At 60.6% G+C, this 23,981-nt stretch carries 24 protein-coding genes and 1 riboswitch; of the genes, 6 read left to right on the plus strand and 18 right to left on the minus strand.

From position 1 onward, the window contains the following. Positions 1–28 precede the first annotated feature (28 nt). Positions 29–340, minus strand: a complete 312-nt coding sequence (locus tag BLV61_RS07790; protein WP_047538961.1) for a cupin domain-containing protein — start codon at positions 338–340, stop codon at positions 29–31. 44 nt (positions 341–384) lie between these two features. Then, complete coding sequence (locus BLV61_RS07795; protein ID WP_090463999.1) at positions 385–1,581, minus strand: MFS transporter; 1,197 nt, start codon at positions 1,579–1,581, stop codon at positions 385–387. A 154-nt stretch (positions 1,582–1,735) separates the two neighbouring features. On the opposite strand from BLV61_RS07795, the gene BLV61_RS07800 reads away from it, so the two are divergent. Together BLV61_RS07800 and BLV61_RS07805 are read left to right on the plus strand one after the other, a co-directional pair. Beyond that, positions 1,736–2,272, plus strand: coding sequence for a TetR/AcrR family transcriptional regulator (locus tag BLV61_RS07800; protein ID WP_090464003.1), 537 nt, complete (start codon positions 1,736–1,738; stop codon positions 2,270–2,272). Between the two features lie 185 nt (positions 2,273–2,457). Beyond that, entirely contained in the window at positions 2,458–5,928 is a 3,471-nt protein-coding gene (locus BLV61_RS07805; protein ID WP_047531771.1) for a hybrid sensor histidine kinase/response regulator, read from the plus strand. A 105-nt stretch (positions 5,929–6,033) separates the two neighbouring features. Here BLV61_RS07805 and BLV61_RS07810 read toward each other — a convergent pair whose 3' ends face one another. Next, positions 6,034–7,512, minus strand: coding sequence for a DNA recombination protein RmuC (locus tag BLV61_RS07810; RefSeq protein ID WP_047531775.1), 1,479 nt, complete (start codon positions 7,510–7,512; stop codon positions 6,034–6,036). Between the two features lie 61 nt (positions 7,513–7,573). Continuing rightward, positions 7,574–7,897, minus strand: coding sequence for an SEL1-like repeat protein (locus BLV61_RS07815; RefSeq protein WP_081997930.1), 324 nt, complete (start codon positions 7,895–7,897; stop codon positions 7,574–7,576). Positions 7,898–8,894: 997 nt separating this feature from the next. On the opposite strand from BLV61_RS07815, the gene BLV61_RS07825 reads away from it, so the two are divergent. The 3 genes from BLV61_RS07825 (at position 8,895) to BLV61_RS07835 (ending at position 11,308) form a co-directional block, all read left to right on the plus strand. Beyond that, positions 8,895–9,119, plus strand: a complete 225-nt coding sequence (locus BLV61_RS07825) for a hypothetical protein (protein ID WP_003214941.1) — start codon at positions 8,895–8,897, stop codon at positions 9,117–9,119. 273 nt (positions 9,120–9,392) lie between these two features. Then, a complete protein-coding gene (locus tag BLV61_RS07830) occupies positions 9,393–9,875 on the plus strand; it encodes a hypothetical protein (protein WP_047531785.1) in 483 nt (160 codons plus the stop codon). A 146-nt stretch (positions 9,876–10,021) separates the two neighbouring features. After that, positions 10,022–11,308, plus strand: coding sequence for an OmpP1/FadL family transporter (locus BLV61_RS07835; RefSeq protein WP_047531788.1), 1,287 nt, complete (start codon positions 10,022–10,024; stop codon positions 11,306–11,308). A gap of 90 nt (positions 11,309–11,398) precedes the next feature. Here BLV61_RS07835 and BLV61_RS07840 read toward each other — a convergent pair whose 3' ends face one another. From BLV61_RS07840 to cobO, 14 genes are all read right to left on the minus strand, one after another. Continuing rightward, complete coding sequence (locus tag BLV61_RS07840) at positions 11,399–11,959, minus strand: glutathione peroxidase (RefSeq protein WP_047531790.1); 561 nt, start codon at positions 11,957–11,959, stop codon at positions 11,399–11,401. Positions 11,960–12,014: 55 nt separating this feature from the next. Beyond that, positions 12,015–12,137, minus strand: a complete 123-nt coding sequence (locus BLV61_RS31855; RefSeq protein WP_256590086.1) for a hypothetical protein — start codon at positions 12,135–12,137, stop codon at positions 12,015–12,017. Next, complete coding sequence (locus BLV61_RS07845) at positions 12,134–13,342, minus strand: MFS transporter (protein WP_047531793.1); 1,209 nt, start codon at positions 13,340–13,342, stop codon at positions 12,134–12,136. Before BLV61_RS07845 ends, BLV61_RS31855 begins: the two co-directional genes overlap by 4 nt. Positions 13,343–13,394: 52 nt before the next feature. After that, positions 13,395–13,799 carry a MarR family winged helix-turn-helix transcriptional regulator gene (locus BLV61_RS07850; protein ID WP_090464006.1) on the minus strand — a complete coding sequence of 135 codons (405 nt, stop codon included), beginning with the start codon at positions 13,797–13,799 and terminating at the stop codon, positions 13,395–13,397. An 82-nt stretch (positions 13,800–13,881) separates the two neighbouring features. Beyond that, positions 13,882–14,613 carry an adenosylcobinamide-GDP ribazoletransferase gene (locus BLV61_RS07855; RefSeq protein ID WP_090464009.1) on the minus strand — a complete coding sequence of 244 codons (732 nt, stop codon included), beginning with the start codon at positions 14,611–14,613 and terminating at the stop codon, positions 13,882–13,884. A 2-nt stretch (positions 14,614–14,615) separates the two neighbouring features. Continuing rightward, positions 14,616–15,191 carry an alpha-ribazole phosphatase family protein gene (gene cobC / locus BLV61_RS07860; RefSeq protein ID WP_090464012.1) on the minus strand — a complete coding sequence of 192 codons (576 nt, stop codon included), beginning with the start codon at positions 15,189–15,191 and terminating at the stop codon, positions 14,616–14,618. Continuing rightward, a complete protein-coding gene (cobT, locus tag BLV61_RS07865; protein ID WP_090464015.1) occupies positions 15,188–16,243 on the minus strand; it encodes a nicotinate-nucleotide--dimethylbenzimidazole phosphoribosyltransferase in 1,056 nt (351 codons plus the stop codon). The genes cobC and cobT overlap by 4 nt, the downstream gene beginning before the upstream one ends. Beyond that, entirely contained in the window at positions 16,240–16,761 is a 522-nt protein-coding gene (cobU, locus tag BLV61_RS07870) for a bifunctional adenosylcobinamide kinase/adenosylcobinamide-phosphate guanylyltransferase (RefSeq protein WP_047538963.1), read from the minus strand. Before cobU ends, cobT begins: the two co-directional genes overlap by 4 nt. Positions 16,762–16,910: 149 nt before the next feature. Beyond that, positions 16,911–18,362, minus strand: coding sequence for a cobyric acid synthase (locus BLV61_RS07875; protein WP_047531809.1), 1,452 nt, complete (start codon positions 18,360–18,362; stop codon positions 16,911–16,913). Further along, positions 18,359–19,351: a threonine-phosphate decarboxylase CobD gene (cobD, locus tag BLV61_RS07880; RefSeq protein WP_090464018.1), complete on the minus strand. Its 993-nt coding sequence runs from the start codon at positions 19,349–19,351 to the stop codon at positions 18,359–18,361. Before cobD ends, BLV61_RS07875 begins: the two co-directional genes overlap by 4 nt. Beyond that, positions 19,344–20,252 (minus strand): adenosylcobinamide-phosphate synthase CbiB, encoded by a 909-nt coding sequence (gene cbiB, locus BLV61_RS07885; RefSeq protein WP_090464021.1) that lies wholly within the window; start codon positions 20,250–20,252, stop codon positions 19,344–19,346. Before cbiB ends, cobD begins: the two co-directional genes overlap by 8 nt. After that, complete coding sequence (bluB, locus tag BLV61_RS07890; protein WP_090464024.1) at positions 20,249–20,899, minus strand: 5,6-dimethylbenzimidazole synthase; 651 nt, start codon at positions 20,897–20,899, stop codon at positions 20,249–20,251. The genes cbiB and bluB overlap by 4 nt, the downstream gene beginning before the upstream one ends. Then, positions 20,896–22,296, minus strand: coding sequence for a cobyrinic acid a,c-diamide synthase CobB (locus BLV61_RS07895; protein WP_090464027.1), 1,401 nt, complete (start codon positions 22,294–22,296; stop codon positions 20,896–20,898). Before BLV61_RS07895 ends, bluB begins: the two co-directional genes overlap by 4 nt. A gap of 10 nt (positions 22,297–22,306) precedes the next feature. Further along, the gene (cobO, locus tag BLV61_RS07900) at positions 22,307–22,918 is read right to left on the minus strand and encodes a cob(I)yrinic acid a,c-diamide adenosyltransferase (protein ID WP_090464030.1); all 612 of its coding nucleotides are present in this window, start codon (positions 22,916–22,918) and stop codon (positions 22,307–22,309) included. A gap of 82 nt (positions 22,919–23,000) precedes the next feature. After that, positions 23,001–23,232, minus strand: a riboswitch (cobalamin riboswitch). 152 nt (positions 23,233–23,384) lie between these two features. On the opposite strand from cobO, the gene BLV61_RS07905 reads away from it, so the two are divergent. Beyond that, positions 23,385–23,969 (plus strand): hypothetical protein, encoded by a 585-nt coding sequence (locus BLV61_RS07905; protein WP_090464033.1) that lies wholly within the window; start codon positions 23,385–23,387, stop codon positions 23,967–23,969. The last annotated feature ends 12 nt before the right edge of the window (positions 23,970–23,981 follow it).

Below are 23,981 nucleotides of genomic sequence, written 5' to 3' on the forward strand. Positions count from 1 at the left end.
ATGAGTTATCTATTTCACAGATAATCCGTCACACACTGCCTTCTGTTTCTATCACCAGAATTCGCGCCGGCCCCACGGGATGAGCCACGTGTTCAGTGCCCACCGACGCATAAAAAATGTCTCCGACCTCCAGCAGTGCCTCGCGCTCGACCCCCTCTTCGCGGTAGCGCATCTGCACTTGCCCATCGAGCACCACAAACACTTCCTGGCCGTCGTTGATGTGCCATTTATAGGGCTGATCAGTCCAGTGCAGGCGCGTGGTAATGCCGTTCATGTTGGCAATGTCCAGCGCGGCCCAGGCACGCTCGCCAGTAAAAGATTTGCTGCGGATGATCTTCATGGTCAGATCCTTCGAATGAATTGGCAGCATTAAATGCCGTTTTCCTATGGCTGGCCAGCAGCGCTGCAAGCGCCGGAAGAGCGCCGAAGCCAGTGCGCCAGCCATGCACCCAAGGCCAGGAGGATCAGCACGACCCCATAACCCTCGGTGGTCGCCATCAGGCCAAAGGTGCGGGCCAGGTTACCGGCCAGCAATGACGGCAGGCAGAATGCCAGGTAACTGAGCACGTAGTACGCCGACATCAGACCGGCGCGCTCATGGGGCAAAGCCAACGGCACGACGCTACGCAAAGCCCCCAGGAAACCGGCTCCAAAGCCACAACCGGCGACCAGCGTACCAAGGAAGAACAGCGGCAGACTGGCACCGTGCGCCCCCAGGAGAATCAGGGCAACCCCCGTCGCCAACGAACCGGCCCCCAACTGTAATGCCCTGCCGGCAGGCCAATTGCGCAGGGTGAAAATCATCGAAGCACCGGTCAATGTCAGTACGGCAACGGTCGCGCCGCCAATCAGGTTCGAAGTCGAGCCCGTGGCGGTGCGCACTAACGAAGGCGCCAGGGAGGCGTAAAAACCACCGAGCGCCCAGGTGGCGGTATTGAGCGGCAGCACCCGCCACAAGGTTGAGCGCGCCTGAACCGGCACATGCAGGGTGGGCCGCAATGACGCCCATGCCCCTGGCTGACGCGAGACAGTTTCCGGCAAACGCCAGACATACAACGCCTGCATCACAAACAACACGAGCAGCAGCCAATACGTCAGGTGTAACGGAGCCGGGGCAAATTCGGCGAGCAAACCGCAACCCATGCCACCCAGCGCCATGCCGATCAAGGGTGCCACGCTGTTGATCAGCGGCCCCTGCTGGCGATCAGTGTCCAGCAGCGTGGCGCTCAACACGGCCGTCGCCATCCCCGTGGCGAAGCCCTGCAGGACACGTGCACTGATCAGCCAACCGACGCTGTCGGCCTGGATAAATAGCAGCATCGCGACAATGTTCAGCAGTACCGCAGTGAAAATGACCGGTTTGCGTCCAAGGTGGTCCGACAGCGACCCCACCGTCAGCAACGCGACCAGCAGACTGAGGGCGTATACCGCAAAAACAAGCGTCAGGATGGCGGCCGAAAACTGCAGTTGCTCCTGGTACAGATGGTACAACGGCGTGGGTGCCGTGGAGGCGGCGAGAAAACTGAGCAAAGTGATTGCCAGGAACCACAGGCTTGCACGGTTTGAATGAGAACTGGACATGGGCACGCTCCGCAAAAGCTAATTTTTTGCTTTTGTGGAGTGTGCTACCGCCTCGCTCTTAAAGCAAATTCTTTGTGTTAAGGTCCGAAACAGGTTTTTCAGGATCGAGGCGACTGCGGGTTGGCAGGCTTCGACGCGAGACAGGAAAAAGGTGATGACAGCTCCGACTTTACGTCCCGGCGGCCGTAGTGCCCGGGTGCAGGAATCCATTCACAAGGCCGTGCGCGAACTGCTCGAAGAACAGGATCGAGCCAGCGTGACCGTGCCGCAGATCGCCGCGCGCGCGGGCGTTACGCCCTCGACCATTTATCGGCGTTGGGGAGATCTGTCGGCGCTGCTGGCGGACGTCGCCCTCGCCCGCATGCAACCGGAAACCGAGTCGGCCAATACCGGCAGCTTGTCCGGCGACGTGCGTGCCTGGGCAGAACAGTACCTGGACGAGATGAGCTCCGCCCCCGGCCGCAACATGCTGCGCGACGTGCAGTCGAGCCTCAAGCCGAGCTATTGCGCGACGATCATTGGCGGGCAGCTACAGACAATTCTGGATCGCTACCCGGATCAGCCCCGCCCCAGCGTCGACCGGCTGATCAACATGGTGGCTGCGCCCATCGTGTTTCGCATTCTGTTCTCCGAGGCACCGCTGCAGGTCGAGGAATTGCATCAACTGATCGACATTGCGTTGAGCCAGTAAGGTCGCCATCGCGAGCAAGCTCGCGATGGGGCCGGCACGCACCACAAAAAACTGGCTACCCCTCCCTCACCCTGCGGCACCCCGCCGCGCCACGACCTTGGTCGACACTGACTAACCCCGGCCATCGTGCGAGACTGTCTGTCCGGGCGGGACGGCCCGGGTGTCTTTGGTTGTCGGGAGTTCCCATGTCGTTGTCCAGCGGGCTGATTGCCGCCGTCGCCCTGGCCTATATGGCCATCATGTTCGCCATCGCCTTTTACGGTGACCGTCGCAGCGCGCCGCTGCCGCCGCGCGTGCGTGCCTGGGTGTACAGCCTTTCGCTCGCTGTCTATTGCACCAGCTGGACCTTCTTTGGCGCAGTCGGCCAGGCCGCTGAACAGCTTTGGTCATTCCTGCCGATCTACCTCGGGCCGATCCTGCTGCTGGTCGGCGCACCGTGGGTGCTGCAAAAAATGGTAATGATCAGCAAGCAGGAGAACATCACTTCGATTGCCGACTTCATCGCCGCCCGCTATGGCAAATCCCAATCGCTGGCGGTGGTGGTGGCGTTGATCTGCCTGGTCGGCGTGTTGCCCTACATCGCCCTGCAACTCAAGGGCATCGTGCTCGGGGTGAACCTGCTGATCGGTGCCGGTGCCGATGCCATGGGCGTTCGAGCACAGGACACCGCGTTGATCGTGTCGCTGGTGCTGGCCCTGTTCACCATCGTCTTCGGTACTCGCAACCTGGATGCCACGGAACACCATCGCGGCATGGTGCTGGCCATCGCATTCGAATCACTGGTGAAGCTGTTCGCTTTTCTGGCGGTCGGCGCGTATGTGACCTACGGCCTGTATGACGGTTTCGACGACCTTTTCGACCAGGCCATGCTCGCCCCGCGCCTCGAGGAATACTGGAAGGAAACCGTCAACTGGCCATCGATGGTGGTCCAGACTGGCGTGGCGATGATGGCGATTATCTGCCTGCCACGGCAGTTCCATGTGACCGTCGTGGAAAACATCGACCCTCAGGACTTGCGCCTGGCCAAATGGGTATTCCCGGCCTACCTGGCATTGGCGGCGCTGTTCGTCGTCCCCATTGCGCTGGCGGGTCAGATGCTGTTGCCCAGTTCGGTACTGCCGGACTCCTTCGTCATCAGCCTGCCACTGGCCCAGGCGCATCCGGCCTTGGCCCTGCTGGCGTTTATCGGGGGGGCATCGGCGGCGACCGGCATGGTGATCGTGGCCAGCGTGGCACTGTCGACCATGGTCTCCAACGACATGCTGTTGCCGTGGCTGCTACGCCGCAACAACGCCGAGCGCCCGTTCGAAGTGTTCCGCCAGTGGATGCTCTCGGTACGCCGGGTGAGCATCGTCGCCATTTTGCTGCTGGCGTACGTCAGCTATCGCTTGCTCGGCTCGACCGCGAGCCTGGCGACCATCGGCCAGATCGCGTTCGCCGCAGTGACCCAACTGGCGCCGGCCATGCTGGGCGCGTTGTACTGGAAACAGGCCAACCGCCGCGGCGTGTTCGCCGGCCTCGCTGCCGGGACCTTCCTGTGGTTCTACACCCTGATCCTGCCGATTGCCGCCCTTAGCCTGGGCTGGTCACTGAGCAGTTTTCCGGGGCTGGCGTGGTTACACAGCAACCCGCTGCACTTGCCTATCACGCCACTGACCCAAGGTGTGGTGCTGTCCCTTGCCGGTAATTTCACCCTGTTCGCCTGGGTCTCGGTACTGTCACGCACACGGGTCTCGGAACACTGGCAGGCCGGTCGCTTCATTGGCCAGGAAATCAGCGCTCGCCCCAGCGGACGCTCGATGCTGGCCGTGCAGATCGACGACTTGCTGCAACTGGCGGCACGTTTCGTCGGTGAAGAACGCGCCCGCCAGAGCTTCATCCGGTTTGCCTACCGCCAGGGCAAAGGCTTCAACCCGAACCAGAACGCCGACAGTGAATGGATCGCCCACACTGAACGCTTGCTGGCGGGTGTGTTGGGGGCCTCGTCGACGCGCGCAGTGGTAAAAGCCGCCATCGAAGGTCGGGAAATGCAACTCGAAGACGTCGTGCGCATCGCCGACGAAGCCTCCGAGGTGCTGCAGTTCAATCGAGCGCTGCTGCAAGGGGCGATCGAAAACATCACCCAGGGCATCAGTGTGGTCGACCAGTCGCTGAAACTGGTGGCCTGGAACCGGCGCTACCTCGAGTTGTTCAACTACCCGGATGGCTTGATCAGCGTCGGCCGACCGATTGCCGACATCATTCGCTACAACGCCGAGCGCGGCCTGTGCGGCCCCGGCGAAGCCGAAGTGCACGTCGCCCGCCGCCTGCACTGGATGCGTCAGGGCCGCGCGCACACTTCCGAACGATTGTTTCCCAATGGCCGGGTGATCGAGCTGATCGGCAACCCGATGCCTGGCGGTGGTTTCGTCATGAGTTTCACCGACATCACCGCGTTCCGCGAAGCCGAACAGGCGCTGACCGAAGCCAACGAAGGTCTGGAGCGACGGGTCACCGAACGCACCCACGAACTGTCGCAGCTCAACGTGGCCCTGACCGAAGCCAAGGGCAACGCCGAGGCGGCCAACCAGTCGAAAACCCGTTTCCTGGCCGCCGTCAGCCATGACTTGATGCAACCGTTGAACGCGGCGCGACTGTTCTCCGCCGCCCTGTCCCATCAGGAAGACGGTTTGTCCGACGAGGCGCAGAAACTGGTCCAGCACCTCGATAGCTCTCTGCGTTCGGCCGAAGAACTGATCAGCGATTTGCTGGATATTTCCCGCCTCGAAAACGGCAAGATCAATCCAAATCCCAAGCCATTCGCGCTCAATGAGTTGTTTGACACACTCGGCGCCGAATTCAAGGCGCTGGCGCGGGAACAAGGGCTCGAGTTTCGCGTCCGGAGCAGCAAGCTGCGCATCGACAGCGATATCAAACTGTTGCGCCGAATCCTGCAGAACTTCCTGACCAACGCTTTCCGCTATGCCAAGGGCCCGGTGCTCCTGGGGGTCCGCCGGCACAAGGGCGAGTTGTGTCTGGAGGTGTGGGACCGTGGGCCCGGCATTCCTGAAGATAAACAGCAGGTGATTTTCGAGGAGTTCAAACGCCTCGACAGTCATCAGACCAGCGCCGAGAAAGGCCTGGGGTTAGGCCTCGCCATTGCCGACGGCTTGTGCCGCGTACTAGGACACACCCTGCGTGTTCGCTCCTGGCCGGGGCACGGCAGCGTTTTCAGCGTCAGCGTCCCGCTGGCCAGGGCGCAAACCGCGCAGCCGGCCAAGCCTGCGGAACTCAACGGCAAATTGCTCAGTGGCGCGCAGGTGCTGTGCATCGATAACGAGGACAGCATCCTGATCGGCATGAACAGCCTGCTGACCCGCTGGGGTTGTCAGGTCTGGACTGCGCGTAATCGCGATGAGTGCGTGGCATTGCTCGATGAAGGGGTGCGTCCGCAATTGGCATTGGTAGACTTCCACCTCGACCACGGCGAAACCGGCACGGAGTTGATGGCCTGGCTGCGCACCCGATTGGGCGAGCCTGTGCCGGGCGTGGTCATCAGCGCCGATGGGCGACAGGAAACGATGGCCCAGGTGCATGCAGCGGGACTGGACTACCTGGCCAAACCGGTAAAGCCGGCGGCATTGCGGGCGTTGTTGAGCCGGTATTTGCCGTTGTAGTGTTTGGCGGTCGCGATGGTGCGTACATCGCTATCGCGAGCAGGCTCGCTCCCCCATTCGAACGCATTCCCCAGTGGGAGCGAGCTTGCTCGCGATGCTGTTTTGCTACTCTGGCAATTCGACCAACCCGTCCACATCGGTCATCGCCCGCTCGAGCAAATCGGCTGGCAGGCTTTTGCTCGCCCTCGCCCCCAGCAACTTCAGTTGTTCACTGCGGCTGACCAGATTGCCGCGCCCCTCTGTCAGCTTGTTGCGCGCCGAGCTGTAAGCCTTGTCCAGTTGCTGCAAGCGATTGCCGACCTCATCCAGATCCTGGATAAACAACACGAACTTGTCGTACAGCCACCCGGCTCGCTCGGCGATTTCCCGCGCATTCTGGCTTTGACGCTCCTGTTTCCACAGGCTGTCGATGACACGCAGCGTCGCCAGCAAAGTGGTCGGGCTGACGATCACGATATTGCGGTCGAACGCCTCTTGAAACAGCGTCGGCTCAGCCTGCAGCGCCGCGGAAAAGGCCGCTTCGATCGGCACGAACAACAATACGAAATCCAGGCTGTGCAGGCCGTCGAGACGTTTGTAGTCCTTCCCGGCCAAACCTTTAACGTGATTGCGCAGGGACAGGACGTGTTGCTTGATGGCGATCTGGCCGATGGCCTCGTCCTCTGCGGCAACGTACTGCTGATACGCCGTGAGGCTGACCTTGGAGTCGACCACCACTTGCTTGTCGCCCGGCAGGTAAATGATGACGTCCGGCTGGAAGCGCTCGCCGTCCGGGCCCTTGAGATTGACCTGGGTCTGATACTCGCGCCCTTTTTCCAGCCCGGCATGTTCGAGCACTCGCTCGAGGATCAGTTCGCCCCAGTTACCCTGGGTTTTCTGCCCTTTCAATGCGCGGGTCAGGTTGGTGGCTTCGTCACTCAGTCGCAGATTGAGTTGTTGCAGACGCTCCAGCTCCTTGGCCAGCGAGAAGCGCTCCCGGGCTTCAGCCTGGTAGCTCTCTTCGACGCGTTTTTCAAAGGACTGGATGCGCTCCTTCAGTGGGTCGAGCAATTGCCCCAGGCGCTGTTGACTGGTTTCGGCAAAACGCTGTTCACGCTCATCGAAGATTTTCCCCGCCAACTCGGCGAACTGCGCCCGAAGCTCGTCTCGCGAGCCTTGCAAGTCATTGAGGCGCTGTTGATGGCTTTCCTGCTGTTCGCGCAGCTCTGCGTTGAGCGAGGCGGCCAAGGCATCCAGACGACGCAGTTCGGCGTCTTTTCCGGCGCGTTCGATATTCCAGGCGTGAGCGGCATCGCGGGCATCGTCACGTTCGATCTGCAGCAGTTCGACTTCACGGCGCACGGCGGCAAGGTCGGCCTGCTTGGCGGAGTTGGCCTGGCCAAGATCCGCGATTTCATCGCGACAGGCTTCAAGTTGGGCGTTCAAGCCATCCTGAGCCAGATTCGCCGTGGACAGGCGCTCTTCCAATAGCGCCACTTCTGCCTGTGCGGTGCCTGCTCGACGTTGCAGTTGCCAGGCCAACACCAGCAGCGGCAGTGCAGCACCCGCCAGACCGAGCAATGCGCTGGTCAAGTCCATAGCCATAGCCATTCCTGCCATTGAAATAAAGCTTGAAGGTTAACCAAGGCGTCAGGTCTTGGACAGCTCAGTCTTCAATCAGCCCCAGTTCCCTTTGCGCGCGCAAATCACCTGCACGCGCGGCTTGGCGCAACAGGTCCTGGCCAATCCGTCGATCCCGGGCATTACCACACTCCCGACACATCAGTTGACCGAGGCGGCTTTGCGCGGCCACGACACCCTCACGCGCCGGCTGCTTGAGCAAACGCCCGGCAATGTGTTTGACGTTGGGGTTTTCGCCCAGGCGTGGGCTATCCAATAACCACTCGGCCACACGCATCGAAAAGCGCTTGGGTGGGACAACAATGGAAGGTTTGGCGGGAGAGGAAATGGAATGTGAACGAAACTTCATAAAGCACTGTGGGGCAGATCGGAAGGCGCGCCACTCTACTCTTTTTTTCTTACAGGTAAAGTCGAAAAAACGCAGCACGCCCGTCCTAGAGCAAGCGCTAGGGACAATCCACAGAAGCTGTGGATAACTCAGTGGACAACCGCCCCTGAACTCTCGCAAAGCCCTATGGAATGGGGCTCGCAGTCAAACTGACGATTTTTTCACCAGTAAAAAAAAGCGATGTTTTTCATTGACTTAAATTTTGGTTACAGGCACCCACTGCGATTGAAGGCTGGATGACAGTGAAGTGACAGACTGCGCAACTTATGTGCACAAGTACCTTATTGACGGTTATATCAGCGCGCTCTTTCGGCACGTTTTGTCAGCGAAGTCGGGGATAAACTGTGACAACTCCATGACCAAGGCGGGTTCTGACTGGTTGGATTTCCACCGCCGCCGGTCGGATTGCGGGCTGTTTCAGGGCGTACCAGGAGGGTATCAGCACCGATCCAACGTCCTCCGGGAACGGTATTGAACGTCGCCCTTAATCTTTTTTGCTATCACACTTCCCTTCGCCCATTCAATCAGTTACTATCCGCGGCGTTAGTACCAAGCTGAAAGTCAATTCTGGTCGAACAAATCCCCCCGGACAGCCTTCTCAAAAGAAGCCTCCACCGAACAAGCGGGATCGACCACCTCGATGGTTTCCAGGTAACTCTTGCGCCAACACAGCCTTTGAATCGTAAGCAAAGGGTGTTGCCAGGCTCATTTACTCTGACCGAACCAACCTGCAAATTGATCAGGATCTTCACCCCGGGCCCAGAACCTTTGCCCTTGATGTGTTGCCTGCCCTCCTAAGTACCTACCTGCCAGCCCAAGCGCGCCAATTTATCAGCGCTTCAAACTGGCTGCTTTGTTCCAGTCGGGTTCTTCGTTCGACCAATGGTGGTTGTCGTCACTGGAACGTTTTAATTTTGCACGGTTCTTATCCGTGTCGCTTGTAGGAACACCAATGACTATGTCTACTCAAATCCATACCCAGGATGCCATTCGCACCCTAACCAACGCTTTTGCACCAATGAACTGCCTGATCATGGCCGCTCGCAAAGGCTGTTTCAGCTTCACGCTGGTCAACGAACACGGCATCGCCCGTCATAGCGAACGCCTATATCCGGATCAGTACTCCAGCGCCGAACCGCTGCAGGCTGTGATCGATCGTACCCGTCAGGCACTGGTTGCCTGAGACGCCAACAAGGCTGAAACACCAAAAGCCCCGCTCAAAACGCGGGGCTTTTTGTTGCTCGACATTTCACCTAGCGTGGATACCGATTAAGCACTAACCGATATAACGGTTATAACTGGCAGCCGTAAATATTTTAAAAACAGGCCTTTACGTCGCGAATATGACACTACACTTCAACTCAAGCGGCTTATTCCGCTTCCGGCGAGCCTGAGTCGATCCACCGCTGCCAAAGCCTTTCAGGTATCGCCGCCCATTTCGAGTTTCGAGGGTTTTATGGGTATCGCTGCCAGCGAACTGTGCCGCTATGTGATCCGCCCGACATTGATCTACCTTGGACGCCATAGCGCAATTGCCGAATCCCTGTTGGTGGGCATTGCCGCCAGCCAGTCGGCCCTGGGTTCCGCCCTGCATGACCGCCGTGGACACGGCCTCTACCGAATCGCCGAACCCCGTCATCAGGCACTCTGGGACCACTATCTGGCACTCGATCCCGAACGCGCCAGCCTGGTCCGGGGCCTGGCCAGCCAACATGCTTTCCTCAGCGGCCCGCACCTCGAATTGACCGTCAACCTGCGTTACGCCACAGCCATCGCCTGGCTGCTGGTCGAAGAACAGAACACTCCCCTCCCTGAAGCCGGCGACCTGCTGGGAATGGCGCGAATCTGGCGCCAGACCTTCCAGCCCCAAGGACGCCTGAGAGACTTCACCTACGCGTGGCAGACCTGTGTTTCACCGCTGAATCAGGTGGCCTGCTGATCACCCTGGATCCAAAAATCGCCCATCTGGTCGCGAATTTGGTCGGATTGTCCTACAAAACCGCTCTAAATCAAGCGATACAGCCTATGGCGCCCGGACGAAAATGTTGGTAATTTCCGCCCCGGTGATCTCCAGGAGTTCTAATAATGAAAAAAGTAATGCTCAAAACCACCATTAGCCTCGCCGTTGCCTTGGCATCCACCCAAATCTTCGCAAGCGGCTTTGCCCTCAACGAACAAAGCATCAGCGGAATGGGTACTGGTTATGCCGGGCGCTCTTCTTCCGCCGAAGATGCAAGTACAGTTTTTGGCAACCCTGCCGGTATGGCCCGCCTCAAAGGCCAGCAAATCACCGGCGGTATCGCAGCGATCGACGCCTCGACCGATATCAGCGATACCAGCGGCCGTTCAAGCGGAACCAACAAAGGCGATATGGTTCCGTTCACTTCAGTACCGATGGGTTTCTATACAAATAAACTCAGCGATGAATGGGCTGTCGGTTTTGGTGTCTACGCTCCGTTCGGGCTGATTACCAACTACGAAAACGGCTTTCAGGGCCGCGCTTTCGGCAGCAAGAGCGAAGTCAAAGTCGTCACTCTGCAACCAACCGTCAGTTACGCGTTCAACGACAAGGTATCGATCGGTTTTGGCCCTACCATCAACCGGATTACCGGCACCCTGGAATCGGACATTGCTCTCCCAGTCCCACGGTCTGGCGACAACAATGTCGAGATCAAGGGCGACGATACAGCCTTGGGCTGGAACGCTGGCATCCTGGTGCAAGCCACCGACACCACTCGCGTGGGCCTGACCTACCACTCGAAAGTGAACTACAAGCTCGACGGCCACACCGATGTGACGGCTGGCGCTGGCGTGCCACCTCAGCTACTCAAATCCAACCGTTACGATGCCTCGCTGAAGCTCGAAACACCTGAGTCCTATGACCTTTCCGTGACTCAAGATTTGAATGACGCCTGGAAGCTCTATGCCGGTGCGACCTGGACCCGCTGGAGCCGCCTGAAAGACATCACGGTCAACAACGACGGCGTAACCGCACAAAGCGGCGGTGCCCTCGCCCCACAAATCGTTGGTACCATCAAGGAAGACCAGAACTGGCATGACACCTGGGCCTACGCCTTGGGTACTTCCTATCAGTTGAACAAGCAGTGGGTATTGCGTACCGGTCTCTCCTTTGACCAGTCGCCGACCAACAACACTGATCGTTCGCCACGCATTCCTACCGGCGACCGGACGATTTTCAGCATCGGTGCAGGCTTCAACCCAACCGACGACTGGACCATTGATGTGGCTTACTCCTACCTCAAGGAAGAATCTGTCACTGTCAAACGTGCTAACGCTTTGGGTCAGTCCTACAACGCCAAGTACGAGAACAGTGCAAACGGTTTCGGTGTTGGCGCTACCTACCGCTTCTGATGTTTCACGGCGAGCCTGAATCCCTCGCCACCTGAAGCAAAAAAAGCCCCGCTCTCTTGCACAGAGGCGGGGCTTTTTAGTGGGCATCGATCAGGGAGCGGGAGGCGGTGAAGCCAGAGCCTTCTCTACTGCCGCGATGAAATCGGGATCATCGGGTTTGGTCAGGCTGGAGAAATTGGCAATCACCTTGCCCTGACGATCGACCACGTACTTGTAGAAATTCCATTTCGGCGCACTGGATTGCTCGGCGAGCACCCGGAACAGGTGCGTCGCATCGTCACCGCGAACATTCTGCGGCTCGGTCATGGTGAAGGTCACACCATAATTCACATAACAGACCTTGGCCGTCTCGGCACCGTCCTTTGACTCCTGCTTGAAGTCATTGGACGGCACACCGATCACCTCCAGCCCCTGATCCTTGTAACGTTGATTCAGCGCTTCAAGGCTTTTGAACTGCGGGGCGAAGCCGCAAAAACTGGCGGTATTGACCACCACCAACGGCTTGCCCGCGAAGCGCTGGCACAAGTCGATGGATTCCTTGGCGCGTAGTTTGGGCAGCGAACCTTCCAACAGCGTCGGGCATTCTGCGGCCTGAGCCAACCCGGTAAACGCGACCAGTAATGCAGGTACCGCCAGCCAGCGCATCAACATGTCAGGGCTTCCTTATAAGTCGTCAGTTATCGAAGTTACTCGCCCTCTTATCCTGCTAGCAAGCACCCATGCCCAACTGCATCAAGGCCAACCCGCCCCGATGCCAGCCCCACCACGCCAGAGCCAGCAGCAAGGCACAAACGCCAAGAAGGGTAATGCGCGGCCAGAAGTTATTCATGTCGCACTCATTTGCGTTTGCAGGCGTGCCACCGGCGTTTCGCGCACCGGCCAGTTGAGGGCGGCGGCCATCAGGCTCAACAGAATCGCTACCTGCCAGATCAAGTCATAACTCCCGGTACGGTCGTAGACCACCCCGCCCAACCAGCCACCGAGGAACGAACCGAGCTGGTGAAACAGGAAGACAATCCCACCGAGCATGGAGAGGTTTCGTACGCCGAACAAGGTCGCTACCGTGCCATTGGTCAACGGCACCGTCGACAGCCACAGGAAACCCATGGCCATACCGAACAGATAAGCGGTAGTCGTGGTCACCGGCGCCCACAGGAACAACGCAATCACCACCGCCCGCAACAGATAAAGACCCGTGAGCAAACGCGGTTTGGACATGCGTCCACCGAGCCAGCCTGCGGTGTAGGTGCCGAAGATATTGAACAAACCAATCAGCGCCAGCACCGTGGTGCCGACCGTCGCCGGAAGGTGCTGATCCACCAGATACGCCGGCAAGTGCACGCCAATGAAGACCACCTGAAAACCGCAGACAAAAAAGCCGAACGCTAGCAGCCAGAACCCCGAATGGGAACAGGCCTCACGCAGCGCTTCGGACAAGGTTTGCTCATGGCCAAGCACTGGCAAAGGCTTGTCCTTGAGCATGCTGACCAACGGCACGATCAAGGCCACCAGGCAGCCCAAAGCCAGCAGCGCTGCAGACCAGCCGAGCCAACCGATCAACCCGAGCGTGCCGGGCACCATGGCGAACTGACCAAAGGAACCGGCGGCGCTGGCAATCCCCATGCCCAGGCTGCGTTTCTCCGGCGGGACAGCACGCCCGACCACGCCGAGAATCACCGAAAACGAAGTGCCGGACAGACCGATACCGATCAACAGTCCCGCACTCAAGGACAGCGTGACGGCCGAATCCGACAGGCCCATGAACAATAGGCCCAGGGCGTACAGAACGCCGCCGATCAGCACCACTTTCGCCGCACCGAAGCGATCCGCCAGCGCGCCGGTGAATGGCTGCGCCAAGCCCCAGATCAGGTTCTGCAGGGCGATGGCGAAGGCAAAGACTTCACGCCCCCAGCCAAACTCGGCACTCATCGGCGCCAGAAACAGCCCGAAGCCGTGTCGCACGCCAAGCGACAACGCAAGGATCAGCGCACTCCCCAACAAAACCCAACCACAGGTACGCCACATCGATGTCATTATTATTCTCCAATCGCGGGTATATACCCGCTTAAGTTCTGGAAAACCGGCATCAAGCCAGTTCGTCCAGCAATTTCAACAACGTTTCCCGTTTCTCGGCGCCCAAGCGATCAACCAGTCGCTGCTGTGCCGCTTCCCAGGCCGGCAGGGCTGCTTTCAAGCGCTCGGCACCGGCTTCGGTCAGGCGGACGATACGGTTACGCATGTCTTCGCCCTCGACCAGCATCACCAGGCCCTCGCCTTCCAGGACGCGCAAATTGCGCCCCAGGGTGCTGCGATCCAGTCCCATGGCCTCGGCCAGGGTGGAAATACTCGGTTGATCCAGACGCTGCAGATTGCACAGCAAAGAATACTGCGCAACGTTGATCCCGAAACCGTCGAGAGCGCCGTCGTAATGCCTGCTGACGCCACGGGCGGCGCGACGCAGGTTGATGCATAAACATTGGGATTCGAGCATGGTGCGTGTATATACCCGCGGTTAAGTGAAAGCAAATTTTTTGTTACATACAACCCGTAAGAGCAACCCTGCTCGCGAAGCCTTATATCAGGGCCAGCCCGACCAGCATCGCAACTTCCAGCAATTCCAGCAACGCCCCGGCCGTATCGCCCGTCGTCCCGCCTAAACGCCGCAGCATGACCCGTCGCAACCACGCGAACAACACAACTGCCAGCACCAAGGCAAAAAAACCACTCAAGCCAGCAATCAGCACGCAGGCCAACCCACTGACCGCCAACACCCGCTTGCCTGCCGAGCGTGGCAGATGATCGGCCAGCGCCTGACCCAGGCCACCGGCACGTACATAGGGCGTGGTCAGGAACAACCCCAGCAACGCACTGCGACCAAGCAGCGGCACGATGATCAGCGCAAGGGCGTGTTGCTGTTCGATCAAGGCCAGCAGCGCGGCGAATTTCAACAGCAGCACCAACACCAGTGTGACCACCGCAATCGGACCGCTGCGCGGGTCTTTCATGATGGTCAATGTGCGTTCACGGTCGCCGAAGCCCCCGAGCCACGCATCGGCGCTGTCGGCCAGGCCGTCCAGATGCAATGCGCCGCTGAGCAACACCCAAACGGTGAGCAGGAGTGCCGCGTGCAGCAGCAGCGGCGCGCCGAGCATCAGCCAGTTGAGTCCCCATAAAATACCGCCGAACAACAAGCCCACCAGCGGATAGAACAGCAGCGACCGCCCCAGCTCCTGCGGTGTCGGCATGCCCGGCAGACGAATCGGCAGGCTGCTGAGAAACTGTAAGGCGATCCAGAACGGCAGCATGGTCAGACCGCTTCCCTTAACAATCCGTCGGACTCGACCGACAGCGAAAACAGTGCGCCATGGCCGACTTCAACGTTGAGTAATTGCTCCCGCGGCAAGCCGCGCGCCTGCGCCAGCAACAAGCGCATGACCCCGCCATGACTGACGAGCAATACCCGCTCGCCCGCGTAGGCGGCCTGCAAACGCGCCACCGCCGCCAACACCCGCGCTGCGAACGCCGCGACAGGCTCGCCCTGAGGCGGCGTGAACGAATAAGGATCAGCCCAAAACAACCCGAGGGAATCGGCATCGGTTTCCATCAGCGCCGCAGCGCTCTGCCCCTCCCAGGCGCCGAAATGCAGTTCTTGCAGGTCGGCCTGCCACTCGACCGGCAAGCCCAATCGCCCTGCCAGTTCTTCAGCGAACCGCGCACAACGCTGCAGGGGCGAACTGACCAGACGATCCCAAGGCCCTTGCGCCAGCACCGCCTCGCGCATTTGCTGCCAGCCTTTTTCGGTCAACGCATCATCGAGGCTGCCACGCAAGCCGCCACCGAGCTCGGTTTCGCCGTGACGCAGCATATCCAGACGCAACGTCATGCCGGACGATCCGCCACCGCTGCCTCGGCGAACGTCGCCATCTGCCCGTGCAGGTCGCAGGCCAGGCGCAGCAATGGCACGGCCAGCGCAGCGCCGCTGCCCTCGCCCAGACGCAAGCCGAGGTCGAGCAAGGGTTCGGCACTCAAGGTTTCCAGCACATGGCGGTGCCCCGGCTCGGCACCGCGATGGCCGAACAGCAGCCACTGTCGGCACTCGGGATTCAAGCGCACCGCGACCAGCGTCGCGACGCTGCAAATGAAACCGTCCACCAGCACCGCAATGCCTTCCTGGGCGCAGGCCAGGTAAGCCCCCACCAGTGCCGCAATTTCAAAACCGCCGAGGTTGAACAGGGTCTGCAACGCATCGCCACGCTGAGCCCCGTGCAGCGCCAGCGCGCGCTCGATCACTTGTGCTTTATGGCTGACGCCTGCGGCATTCAAACCGGTGCCCGGCCCGGCCAGATGTACGACCGGACACTCCAGCAATGCGCACGCCAGGGCGCTGGCCGCCGTGGTGTTGCCAATGCCCATTTCGCCACCGATGAATAGCTGAGCGCCCGAGGCGAGCGCGCGCTGCACGCTGTCGCGACCCGCCTGCAGAGCACGCTCACCTTGCGCCTGTGTCATCGCCGGACCTTGCACAAAATTCGCGGTCCCCGGACCGATGTTCAGATGACGCACACCCGGCAGGTTCAATGCCGGCGTCACCGTCCCCAGGTCCACCACTTCGAGGCAAGCCCCCAACTGCCGCGCCAGCACGCTGATCGCTGCACCGCCGGTGACGAAGTTGTGCAGCATCTGCCCGGTGACTTCCTGGGGAAATGCCGACACGCCTTCAGCCACCACGCCATGGTCACCGGCAAAAATAGTGATCCACAGCTGATCCAGGCTTGGCTTGATCTGCCCTTGCAAGCCCGCCAATTGCACCGCCACCGCTTCGAGCTGGCCAAGCGAACCGGCCGGTTTGGTCAGTTGCTGTTGCCGGGCTTGCGCCTGCTCGAGCACATCGAGATCGATCGGCTTGCACGGGTTCAGCCACCAGGATTGGGTCATAACGCAGTACCTTTCAAAGTCAGGGGCAGGCCGGCGACGGTCAGGATGACTCGCTGACAACGCTCGGCCAGAGCTTGATGCAGCCAACCGGCCTCATCGACATAGCGGCGAGTCAATTCGCCCAGCGGCACGACACCCATTCCGGTCTCGTTGCTGACAAAAATGATTTCACCCGGCAGCGACGCCAGGCACTCCAGCAGGGCATCGCGCTCGGCGCTCAGGCGTTGCGCATCGTCGAGCATCAGCAGATTGGTCAGCCACAGGGTCAGGCAATCCACCAACAGGCAGCGTTCGGCACTGGCGGTTTCGCGCAGGACGCGGGCCAATTCCAGCGGCTCTTCGATCAACGCCCATTCGGCCGGACGACGGGCACGGTGATGGGCGACCCGCTGGCTCATTTCACCGTCCAGCGGCTGGCTGGTGGCGATGTAAGTCACTTGCAATTGGCCGTCTGAGGCGAGTTTTTCAGCCAGACGACTTTTGCCGGAGCGGGCGCCGCCGAGGATCAGTTGGAGCATGTTCATAACCTTTTATTTGGCGGTGTAGCGACAGGCCTCATCGCGGGCAAGCCCGCTCCCACAGGTACTGCGTGCAGACCAAAAAATCGGTAGACAGCCCCGATCCTTGTGGGAGCGGGCTTGCCCGCGATGGGGCCTGCACAGTCACTTCAAATCCCACAGAGCTCACGCAGCAGCCCGGTATCCAGATGCGTCTCCACCAGATCCGCCAGCCGCTCGATATCCCGCTCGCGCAATCCGTGGTAATCCACGTCCTGCACAGCCTGCAAACCCGCCCAACGCAACAGGGCGCTGCACGCTGCCGGGGATTCGAACAGACCGTGCAGATAGGTGCCGAAAATCTGCCCATCGACACTTTGCGCACCGTCGCAGCGTCCGTCATCGAGCAGTACGGCGGCGTTCTCCAGCGCCGGCCCGGTGGTGACGCCGGCATGGATTTCATAGCCGCCGACTTCAGCATTCTCCAGCGCCAGACGCCCGCGCACATTGCGCAGCTGCTTGTGTTCTTCGAGTCGGGTTTCAAACGCCAACAACCCCAGCCCGGCGCTGGACCCCGGAACGCCTTCCAGGCCCAGCGGATCGTGCACCTGCTCGCCGAGCATTTGCAGACCGCCGCAGATGCCCAGCACTTTGCCGCCGTAGCGCAGGTGCCGTGAGATCGCGATTTCCCAACCGTTGGCGCGCAGATACGCCAGGTCGTCGCGCACGCTTTTCGAGCCGGGAAGGATGATCAGATCGGCTGGCGGAATCGCCTGGCCGGGACCGACGAATTGCAGGTCGACTTGCGGGTGCAGGCGCAACGGGTCGAAATCGGTGTGGTTGCTGATGCGCGGCAGCACCGGCACCACCACTTTCAAAACCTGATCGGCCTTGTCGGTCTGGCGCTGATCGATGCCGTCTTCGGCCTCCAGATGCAAATCCAGCACGTACGGCAGCACGCCGATCACTGGCTTGCCGGTACGCTGTTCCAGCCAATCGAGGCCGGGTTGCAGCAAGGCGATATCGCCGCGAAAACGATTGATGATGAAGCCTTTGACCCGCGCCTGTTCACTGGGCGACAGCAGCTCGAGCGTGCCCACCAGATGCGCGAACACCCCGCCACGATTGATGTCGGCGATCAGCAGCACCGGACAATCCACCGCCTCGGCGAAGCCCATATTGGCGATGTCCCCAGCACGCAGGTTGATCTCCGCTGGCGACCCCGCACCTTCGACCATCACCACCGGATACGCCGCACTCAACCGCGCGTGGGAAGCCAGCACCGCTTGCATGGCGATGGCTTTGTAGTCGTGATAGGCGACGGCGTTCATGGTTGTGACGGCGCGACCATGGATGATCACCTGAGCGCCGGTATCGCTGTTGGGTTTGAGCAGCACCGGGTTCATATCCGTGTGCGGCTCGAGGTAAGCGGCCTGCGCCTGCACGGCTTGCGCGCGACCGATTTCGCCACCGTCGGCCGTCACGGCGCTGTTGAGCGCCATGTTCTGCGGCTTGAACGGCACCACGTTGACGCCCTGACGCGTAACCCAGCGACACAGCGCCGTCACCAGTGTGCTTTTACCGGCATCGGATGTGGTGCCCTGCACCATCAACGTTGTCATTGGCCTTCCTTGGCAAAGGCTGCGAATGCGGCGGCAAGACGCACCCAGTCAGCTTCATCGGCAGGCAACCCGAAACGCAGACTGCTGTTGTGCGTGAACAACCGCAGCAAAATGCCGCGCCGAGCCATGAATTCATGCAGTTCTTCGGCGCGATCGGTGATCAACCACTGGAACAGTGCGCAGCCGCCATCAGGCTTGAAACCGTGCTGCCCCAGGAGCGCCGCCAGACGTTCACTGGCCACTTCGGCACGCACGCGTTGCAATGCGTGCCCTTCGACGTCACGCAGGCAGGCCTGGCCCACCACCCGGGTCGGACCGCTGACGACCCATGGCCCCACTTGTTCGGCGAGCAACTTGAGTAACTTGCGCTCGGCCAGGACAAATCCCAGCCGCACCCCGGCCAGACCAAAGAACTTGCCGAACGAACGCAGCACGATCAGGCCGACCAGATGGGAGAACGGCGCCAGGCTCAGCTGCGGTGTGTTGTCCATGAATGCTTCGTCCACCACCAGCCAGCCACCGCGCTGGGCCAGCCGTGAGTGCCAGTCGAGCAGACGAGCGGGGGGCAGGCTCAAGCCGGTGGGATTATTCGGGTTGACCACCACCAACACGTCCAGGCTGTCGACAAAGAAATCGACTTCCTGCTCCAGTACCTCACGCACGATGTAGCCATTGCGGCGCCACGCTTCGGCATGTTCGGCATAACACGGCGACAGCACGCCAACCTTCCCGGCCCGTCGCAGGCGCGGCAGTAACTGGATGGCCATCTGCGACCCCGCCACCGGCAATACCTGCAGGGTGCCGTAGTAATCGCAGGCGGCCTGTTCCAGCCCGTCATCGTTTTCCGGCAACCGCGCCCAGGCCCGCAGCGGGATATCCGGAACGGGAAACGGCCAGGGCGCGAGGCCGCTGGACAGGTCAAGCCAATCGGCTTCCTCGATGCCGTATTCGAGCGCCGCCTTGCGCAACCGTCCACCGTGCTCAAGCATAAAATTCAGCCCCCACGCAGAGAATCAGCAGCCATAACCATACCCCGCGCTGGACCAGTTGCCAGCCACGATCGATGGAGTCGGCATCCGCCGGCACGCCTTCGCCCAGTTGCGGACGTTGATGCAGTTCACCGTGATAGATCGCCGCCCCACCCAATTCGACGCCCAGCGCACCGGCCCCCGCAGCCATCACCGGGCCGGCGTTCGGGCTGTCCCAGGTCGGGCCCTGGGTCCGCCAGCATTTCAGGGCCAGTCGGGTCTTGCCCAGCAAGGCGTAGGTCAATGCCACCAAACGCGCGGGAATGTAATTGAGCACATCATCAATTCTGGCTGCCGCCCAACCGAAACGCTCGAAGCGCTCATTGCGATAGCCCCACATGGCGTCCAGCGTGTTGCTCAAACGGTAGAGCACCACGCCAGGCACACCGGCCACGGCAAACCAGAACAGTGCGGCAAACACGGCATCACTGCCGTTTTCCAGTACCGACTCGGTGGCAGCACGGGCCACTTCGGTTTTATCCAGCTCGCTGGTCTTGCGGCTGACCAGGTAACTGACGCGCGTACGCGCCTCATCCAGATCATCGCTGCGCAAGGCCCTGGCCACGGGTTCGACGTGTTCGCCCAGGCTGCGCATGCCGAGGGCGCAGTACAACGCAAGAATCTCCACTGCCCATCCAACATAAGGCGCCCAGGAAAATGCCGTGGCCAACAAGGTCAACGGCAACACCGCAATCACCCACGCGGTGACCCCGTGACTGCGCCAGCCGCGACCACCCGCGTTGAAACGCTGCTCGATACGCTCGGCAAACCGGCCGAACGCCACCAGCGGATGCCAGCGTTTGGGTTCACCCAGCAGCGCATCCAGCGCCACGGCGGCGACACTCAACAACGCCACACTCATTGGCGCACTCCCCAATAATTTTCATACAACAATTCACTTAGCGGACGCGCCTGCGCCCAGCCTTCAAGGACCAGCATCGGCGCCGGGTAGAATTCCTTGACCGGTCCCAGGCACAAAATAGCCAGTGGTTTGGCACCGGGCGGCAAGCCGAGTAAATCGGCCAGGTCTTGCGGTTCGAACAGCGAGACCCACCCCATGCCCAACCCTTCGGCCCGGGAGGCCAGCCACAGGTTCTGGATCGCGCAGGACAACGAAGCCATGTCCATTTCCGGCAAGGTGCGACGACCGAAAATATGTCGCTCGCGATCGTCCATCAGCGCCGCCACCAACACCTCGGCGCAATCATTGATGCCTTCGACCTTGAGCTGCATGAATTCGTCAGTGCGTTCGCCAAGGGCTTCGGCGGTGCGAATGCGCTCCTGTTCCACCAGTTCCCCGATCTGCCCGCGCAAGGTTCGATCGCTGATACGGATGAACCGCCAGGGCTGCATCAAGCCAACACTCGGCGCCTGGTGCGCGGCTTCGAGCAACCGCCGCAGCAATTCGGGCTCGACCGTGCCACCGCTGAAGTGACGCATGTCGCGACGTTCACCGATGGCCCGATAGACCGCTGCGCGTTCGGCGTTGGAAAAGGCGTTGTCGGTCATGGCCTCTTCGCTGGCAAGCCAGCGCCTGCAGAAGACCACGTTTCTTCAGGTGTCACACCGCCCACAGTGGCAGCGAGTGTGCCCGCGAAGGCAGCCTCAAGGTCGGGTAAAAACAGTGCGGCAATCGCGTGCGGATTCGACGGAAAATAGAAATGCACATAAGAGGCTGTCATCCGCCCCTCACGATAAACCGCCTCCGCCCCGCGACCGCCATTGGGGCTCAAGCCACGGGCAATCGGCACGAGCCCGGTGGTGGTCAGCGAATGATGATAGGTATGCCCACGCAGGGAACCTTCGGGCAATTCGACAGCCTGCAGCGCCAGCGCCGCCAGACGCTTTTGCATCACCGCATCCCCGGCCAGCAGGCCGACCAATTCTGCACGCGTACCGTCGACATCGGTGAGCGAATCGAGCAAATACAACATGCCGCCACATTCGGCGAGCAAGGGTTTGCCCGCCTCGTGGTGCGCGCGGATCGCGTTCAGCATCGAGGTGTTTTGCGACAACGCCACATGATGCAATTCTGGGTAACCGCCCGGCAGATAGAGGCTGTCTGCCTCGGGTAGCCGAGTGTCACGCATCGGTGAAAAGAACGACAACTCGGCGCCCATGGCCCGCAGCAAATCCAGGCTGGCGCCATAGGTAAAGGCAAACGCTTCATCACGGGCCACGGCAATGCGCACACCCGCCAGTAAGGGTTCGGCGGCGATCACATCCGGGGCTGCGAATTCCACGGCCGGCGGAAGCGCCACCTCGCAACTGCCAGCCAAGGCTTCGGCCGCCGCATCGAGGCGAAGATCGAGATCGTTCAACTCACTGGCCTGCACCAGGCCAAGGTGACGACTCGGCAATTCGATGGCGGTTTCGCGGGACAACGCGCCATACCAACGCAGGCCTTCGGTCAGGCTGCCTTCAAGCAACTGCGCGTGACGCAGGGTGCCCACGCGGTTGGCCAGGACACCGGCAAACGGCAAGTCAGGTTGATAGCGCGCCAGCCCCAGGGCCAGGGCACCAAAGGTCTGGGCCATGGCGGTGCCGTCGATCACACCCAGCACCGGCACACCGAAGTGCCGCGCCAGGTCAGCACTGGACGGCGTGCCATCGAACAGCCCCATGACACCTTCGATGAGGATAAGGTCCGCTTCGCCTGCGGCCTCCCACAACAGACGCCGACTCTCCTGCTCGCCGACCATCCACATGTCCAGCTGATACACCGGCGCACCGCTGGCGCGCTCCAGAATCATCGGATCGAGAAAGTCCGGGCCACATTTGAACACACGAACCTTGCGTCCCTGATTGCGATGCAAACGGGCCAGCGCGGCGGTGACGGTGGTCTTGCCCTGACCGGAGGCCGGCGCGGCAATCAGTACGGCCGGGCATTGACGAGGGCTATTCATAACGTGCGACTCACAACTCGACGCCTTTCTGCGCCTTGATACCGGCCTGGAAGGCGTGCTTGATCATGCCCATTTCAGTGACGGTGTCGGCCAGATCGATCATCTCAGGCTTGGCGCCACGACCAGTGACCACCACGTGCTGCATTGGCGGGCGAGCCTGCAAGTCACTGAGCACCCGATCCAGATCGAGGTAACCGTGCTTGAGGGCGATGTTCAACTCATCCAGCACCACCAGGCCGATGGATGGATCGCGCAGCAACTCACGGGACACTTCCCACGCGGCTTCGGCGGCGGCGATGTCGCGCTGACGATCCTGGGTTTCCCAGGTAAAGCCTTCGCCCATCACATGAAAACGCACCTGTTCCGGGAAGCGCCGGAAGAACAGCTCTTCACCCGTGCTGTTGCGCCCCTTGATGAACTGCACCACACCGCACTGCATGCCATGGCCCATCGAGCGGGCCAGCATGCCGAACGCCGAGCTGCTCTTGCCCTTGCCGTTGCCGGTCAGCACCAGCAGCAGGCCGCATTCATTCGGGGAGTTGGCGATGCGTTCATCGATTACGGCTTTTTTGCGCAACATGCGCGCCAGGTGACGTTCGTCACGATCCGGGGTATCAGTCATGGGAGAGCTCTCCGTTGAGGCAGGATAACGGCGGGCAGGCACAAGAACAGACGGCAAGAAGCCTGGCATCGCCCACCGTGATGCCGCTTGGATGGATCAGGCCGGTCTCCGGGCTCATGAGCGGCGTTGGCCTGACTGCGCGCCTTCCCACATCGATGACGACGCAGTGGCTCAAGGCGCAGCTTTCACTCATTTACCGTTGCGGGGGCAGCGCCGGGATCGAAGGCCTTCACGCATTGAAGGACCTGCTCACCGGCTTCCCTGTTTCACTCTGTCGACCCAAGTCACAGAGCACCTGAAACAAGCCGCGAAGGTTAGAGGGTTGGGGGTGGAGCGTCAATTGAAGACGGGGTACGCGCGCGAATAACTGCCGTTAATCAATAAACTGACGCCAATCTTGTGCCACACTTCAAGCAGTGATATCAAAGAGCCACAACCCCACATCAAAATAACAAGGGTGAGCCCCATGCAAGGCATGATCATCAGCAATCCGCAACTGGAATTCCTGCGCCCGGTGCTGGAGCGCTGGTTTGACTGTATCGACCGCTACAATGCCGTACGCGGCGATAACGAAACGCCTTACTGGCTCGACGAAAAAGCCAATCTCGGCCTGCTTTCCGCCGCTGCCTGGATGGCTGAAATGGTTACCCTGCAACAATCGCCCACCCGCAAACAAATCGATGAAGGCGAACGCAACGGTCGTGCCGACCTGTTTATCGCCACACCCGAAGCACGCGCCTGGATTCAAGCCACACAACGCTGGCCACGGGTGAACAGCCTGAACCTGACCCAGGCCCTGCTCGATATCACCAGCGAAGCCAAACGCATCAGTTACGCCAGCGACCTGAGACTCGGCTGCCTGTTTGTGGCACCGCAGAAAACCCAGCATGGCGCCACCCCGGAAGAATTGCAGGACATGGTCGACGACCTGCAAAAGGAGCACACCTGCGCCGTCGCCTGGTATTTCCCCTACGCCTACCGCAAGTTGCACAACGAAGGAGGTCACTATCATCCCGGCATAGCCGTGCTGTTCAAGGAAGCTCGCGGCTAACGGTTGAACCAT

The organism is Pseudomonas mohnii (assembly GCF_900105115.1).
Taxonomy (GTDB): Bacteria; Pseudomonadota; Gammaproteobacteria; order Pseudomonadales; family Pseudomonadaceae; genus Aquipseudomonas; species Aquipseudomonas mohnii.

Excerpts from the sequence above, each read along its gene's own strand:
- BLV61_RS07855 (WP_090464009.1), bottom strand. The coding sequence starts at position 14,613 with ATGCTGCCGTTCTGGATCGCCTTACAGTTTCTCAGCAGCCTGCCGATT.
- BLV61_RS07875 (WP_047531809.1), bottom strand. The coding sequence starts at position 18,362 with ATGACAACGTTGATGGTGCAGGGCACCACATCCGATGCCGGTAAAAGC.
- cobU (WP_047538963.1), bottom strand. The coding sequence starts at position 16,761 with ATGCTCCAACTGATCCTCGGCGGCGCCCGCTCCGGCAAAAGTCGTCTG.
- BLV61_RS07825 (WP_003214941.1), top strand. The coding sequence starts at position 8,895 with ATGTCTACTCAAATCCATACCCAGGATGCCATTCGCACCCTAACCAAC.
- cobT (WP_090464015.1), bottom strand. The coding sequence starts at position 16,243 with ATGACCCAATCCTGGTGGCTGAACCCGTGCAAGCCGATCGATCTCGAT.
- cbiB (WP_090464021.1), bottom strand. The coding sequence starts at position 20,252 with ATGAGTGTGGCGTTGTTGAGTGTCGCCGCCGTGGCGCTGGATGCGCTG.
- BLV61_RS07845 (WP_047531793.1), bottom strand. The coding sequence starts at position 13,342 with ATGACATCGATGTGGCGTACCTGTGGTTGGGTTTTGTTGGGGAGTGCG.
- cobD (WP_090464018.1), bottom strand. The coding sequence starts at position 19,351 with ATGCTTGAGCACGGTGGACGGTTGCGCAAGGCGGCGCTCGAATACGGC.
- bluB (WP_090464024.1), bottom strand. The coding sequence starts at position 20,899 with ATGACCGACAACGCCTTTTCCAACGCCGAACGCGCAGCGGTCTATCGG.
- BLV61_RS07830 (WP_047531785.1), top strand. The coding sequence starts at position 9,393 with ATGGGTATCGCTGCCAGCGAACTGTGCCGCTATGTGATCCGCCCGACA.
- BLV61_RS07795 (WP_090463999.1), bottom strand. The coding sequence starts at position 1,581 with ATGTCCAGTTCTCATTCAAACCGTGCAAGCCTGTGGTTCCTGGCAATC.
- BLV61_RS07840 (WP_047531790.1), bottom strand. The coding sequence starts at position 11,959 with ATGTTGATGCGCTGGCTGGCGGTACCTGCATTACTGGTCGCGTTTACC.
- BLV61_RS07835 (WP_047531788.1), top strand. The coding sequence starts at position 10,022 with ATGAAAAAAGTAATGCTCAAAACCACCATTAGCCTCGCCGTTGCCTTG.
- BLV61_RS07850 (WP_090464006.1), bottom strand. The coding sequence starts at position 13,799 with ATGCTCGAATCCCAATGTTTATGCATCAACCTGCGTCGCGCCGCCCGT.
- BLV61_RS07905 (WP_090464033.1), top strand. The coding sequence starts at position 23,385 with ATGCAAGGCATGATCATCAGCAATCCGCAACTGGAATTCCTGCGCCCG.
- BLV61_RS07800 (WP_090464003.1), top strand. The coding sequence starts at position 1,736 with ATGACAGCTCCGACTTTACGTCCCGGCGGCCGTAGTGCCCGGGTGCAG.
- cobO (WP_090464030.1), bottom strand. The coding sequence starts at position 22,918 with ATGACTGATACCCCGGATCGTGACGAACGTCACCTGGCGCGCATGTTG.
- BLV61_RS07815 (WP_081997930.1), bottom strand. The coding sequence starts at position 7,897 with ATGAAGTTTCGTTCACATTCCATTTCCTCTCCCGCCAAACCTTCCATT.
- BLV61_RS07805 (WP_047531771.1), top strand. The coding sequence starts at position 2,458 with ATGTCGTTGTCCAGCGGGCTGATTGCCGCCGTCGCCCTGGCCTATATG.
- BLV61_RS31855 (WP_256590086.1), bottom strand. The coding sequence starts at position 12,137 with ATGAATAACTTCTGGCCGCGCATTACCCTTCTTGGCGTTTGTGCCTTG.
- BLV61_RS07895 (WP_090464027.1), bottom strand. The coding sequence starts at position 22,296 with ATGAATAGCCCTCGTCAATGCCCGGCCGTACTGATTGCCGCGCCGGCC.
- BLV61_RS07790 (WP_047538961.1), bottom strand. The coding sequence starts at position 340 with ATGAAGATCATCCGCAGCAAATCTTTTACTGGCGAGCGTGCCTGGGCC.
- cobC (WP_090464012.1), bottom strand. The coding sequence starts at position 15,191 with ATGACGTTGCGTCTGGATATGCTGCGTCACGGCGAAACCGAGCTCGGT.
- BLV61_RS07810 (WP_047531775.1), bottom strand. The coding sequence starts at position 7,512 with ATGGCTATGGACTTGACCAGCGCATTGCTCGGTCTGGCGGGTGCTGCA.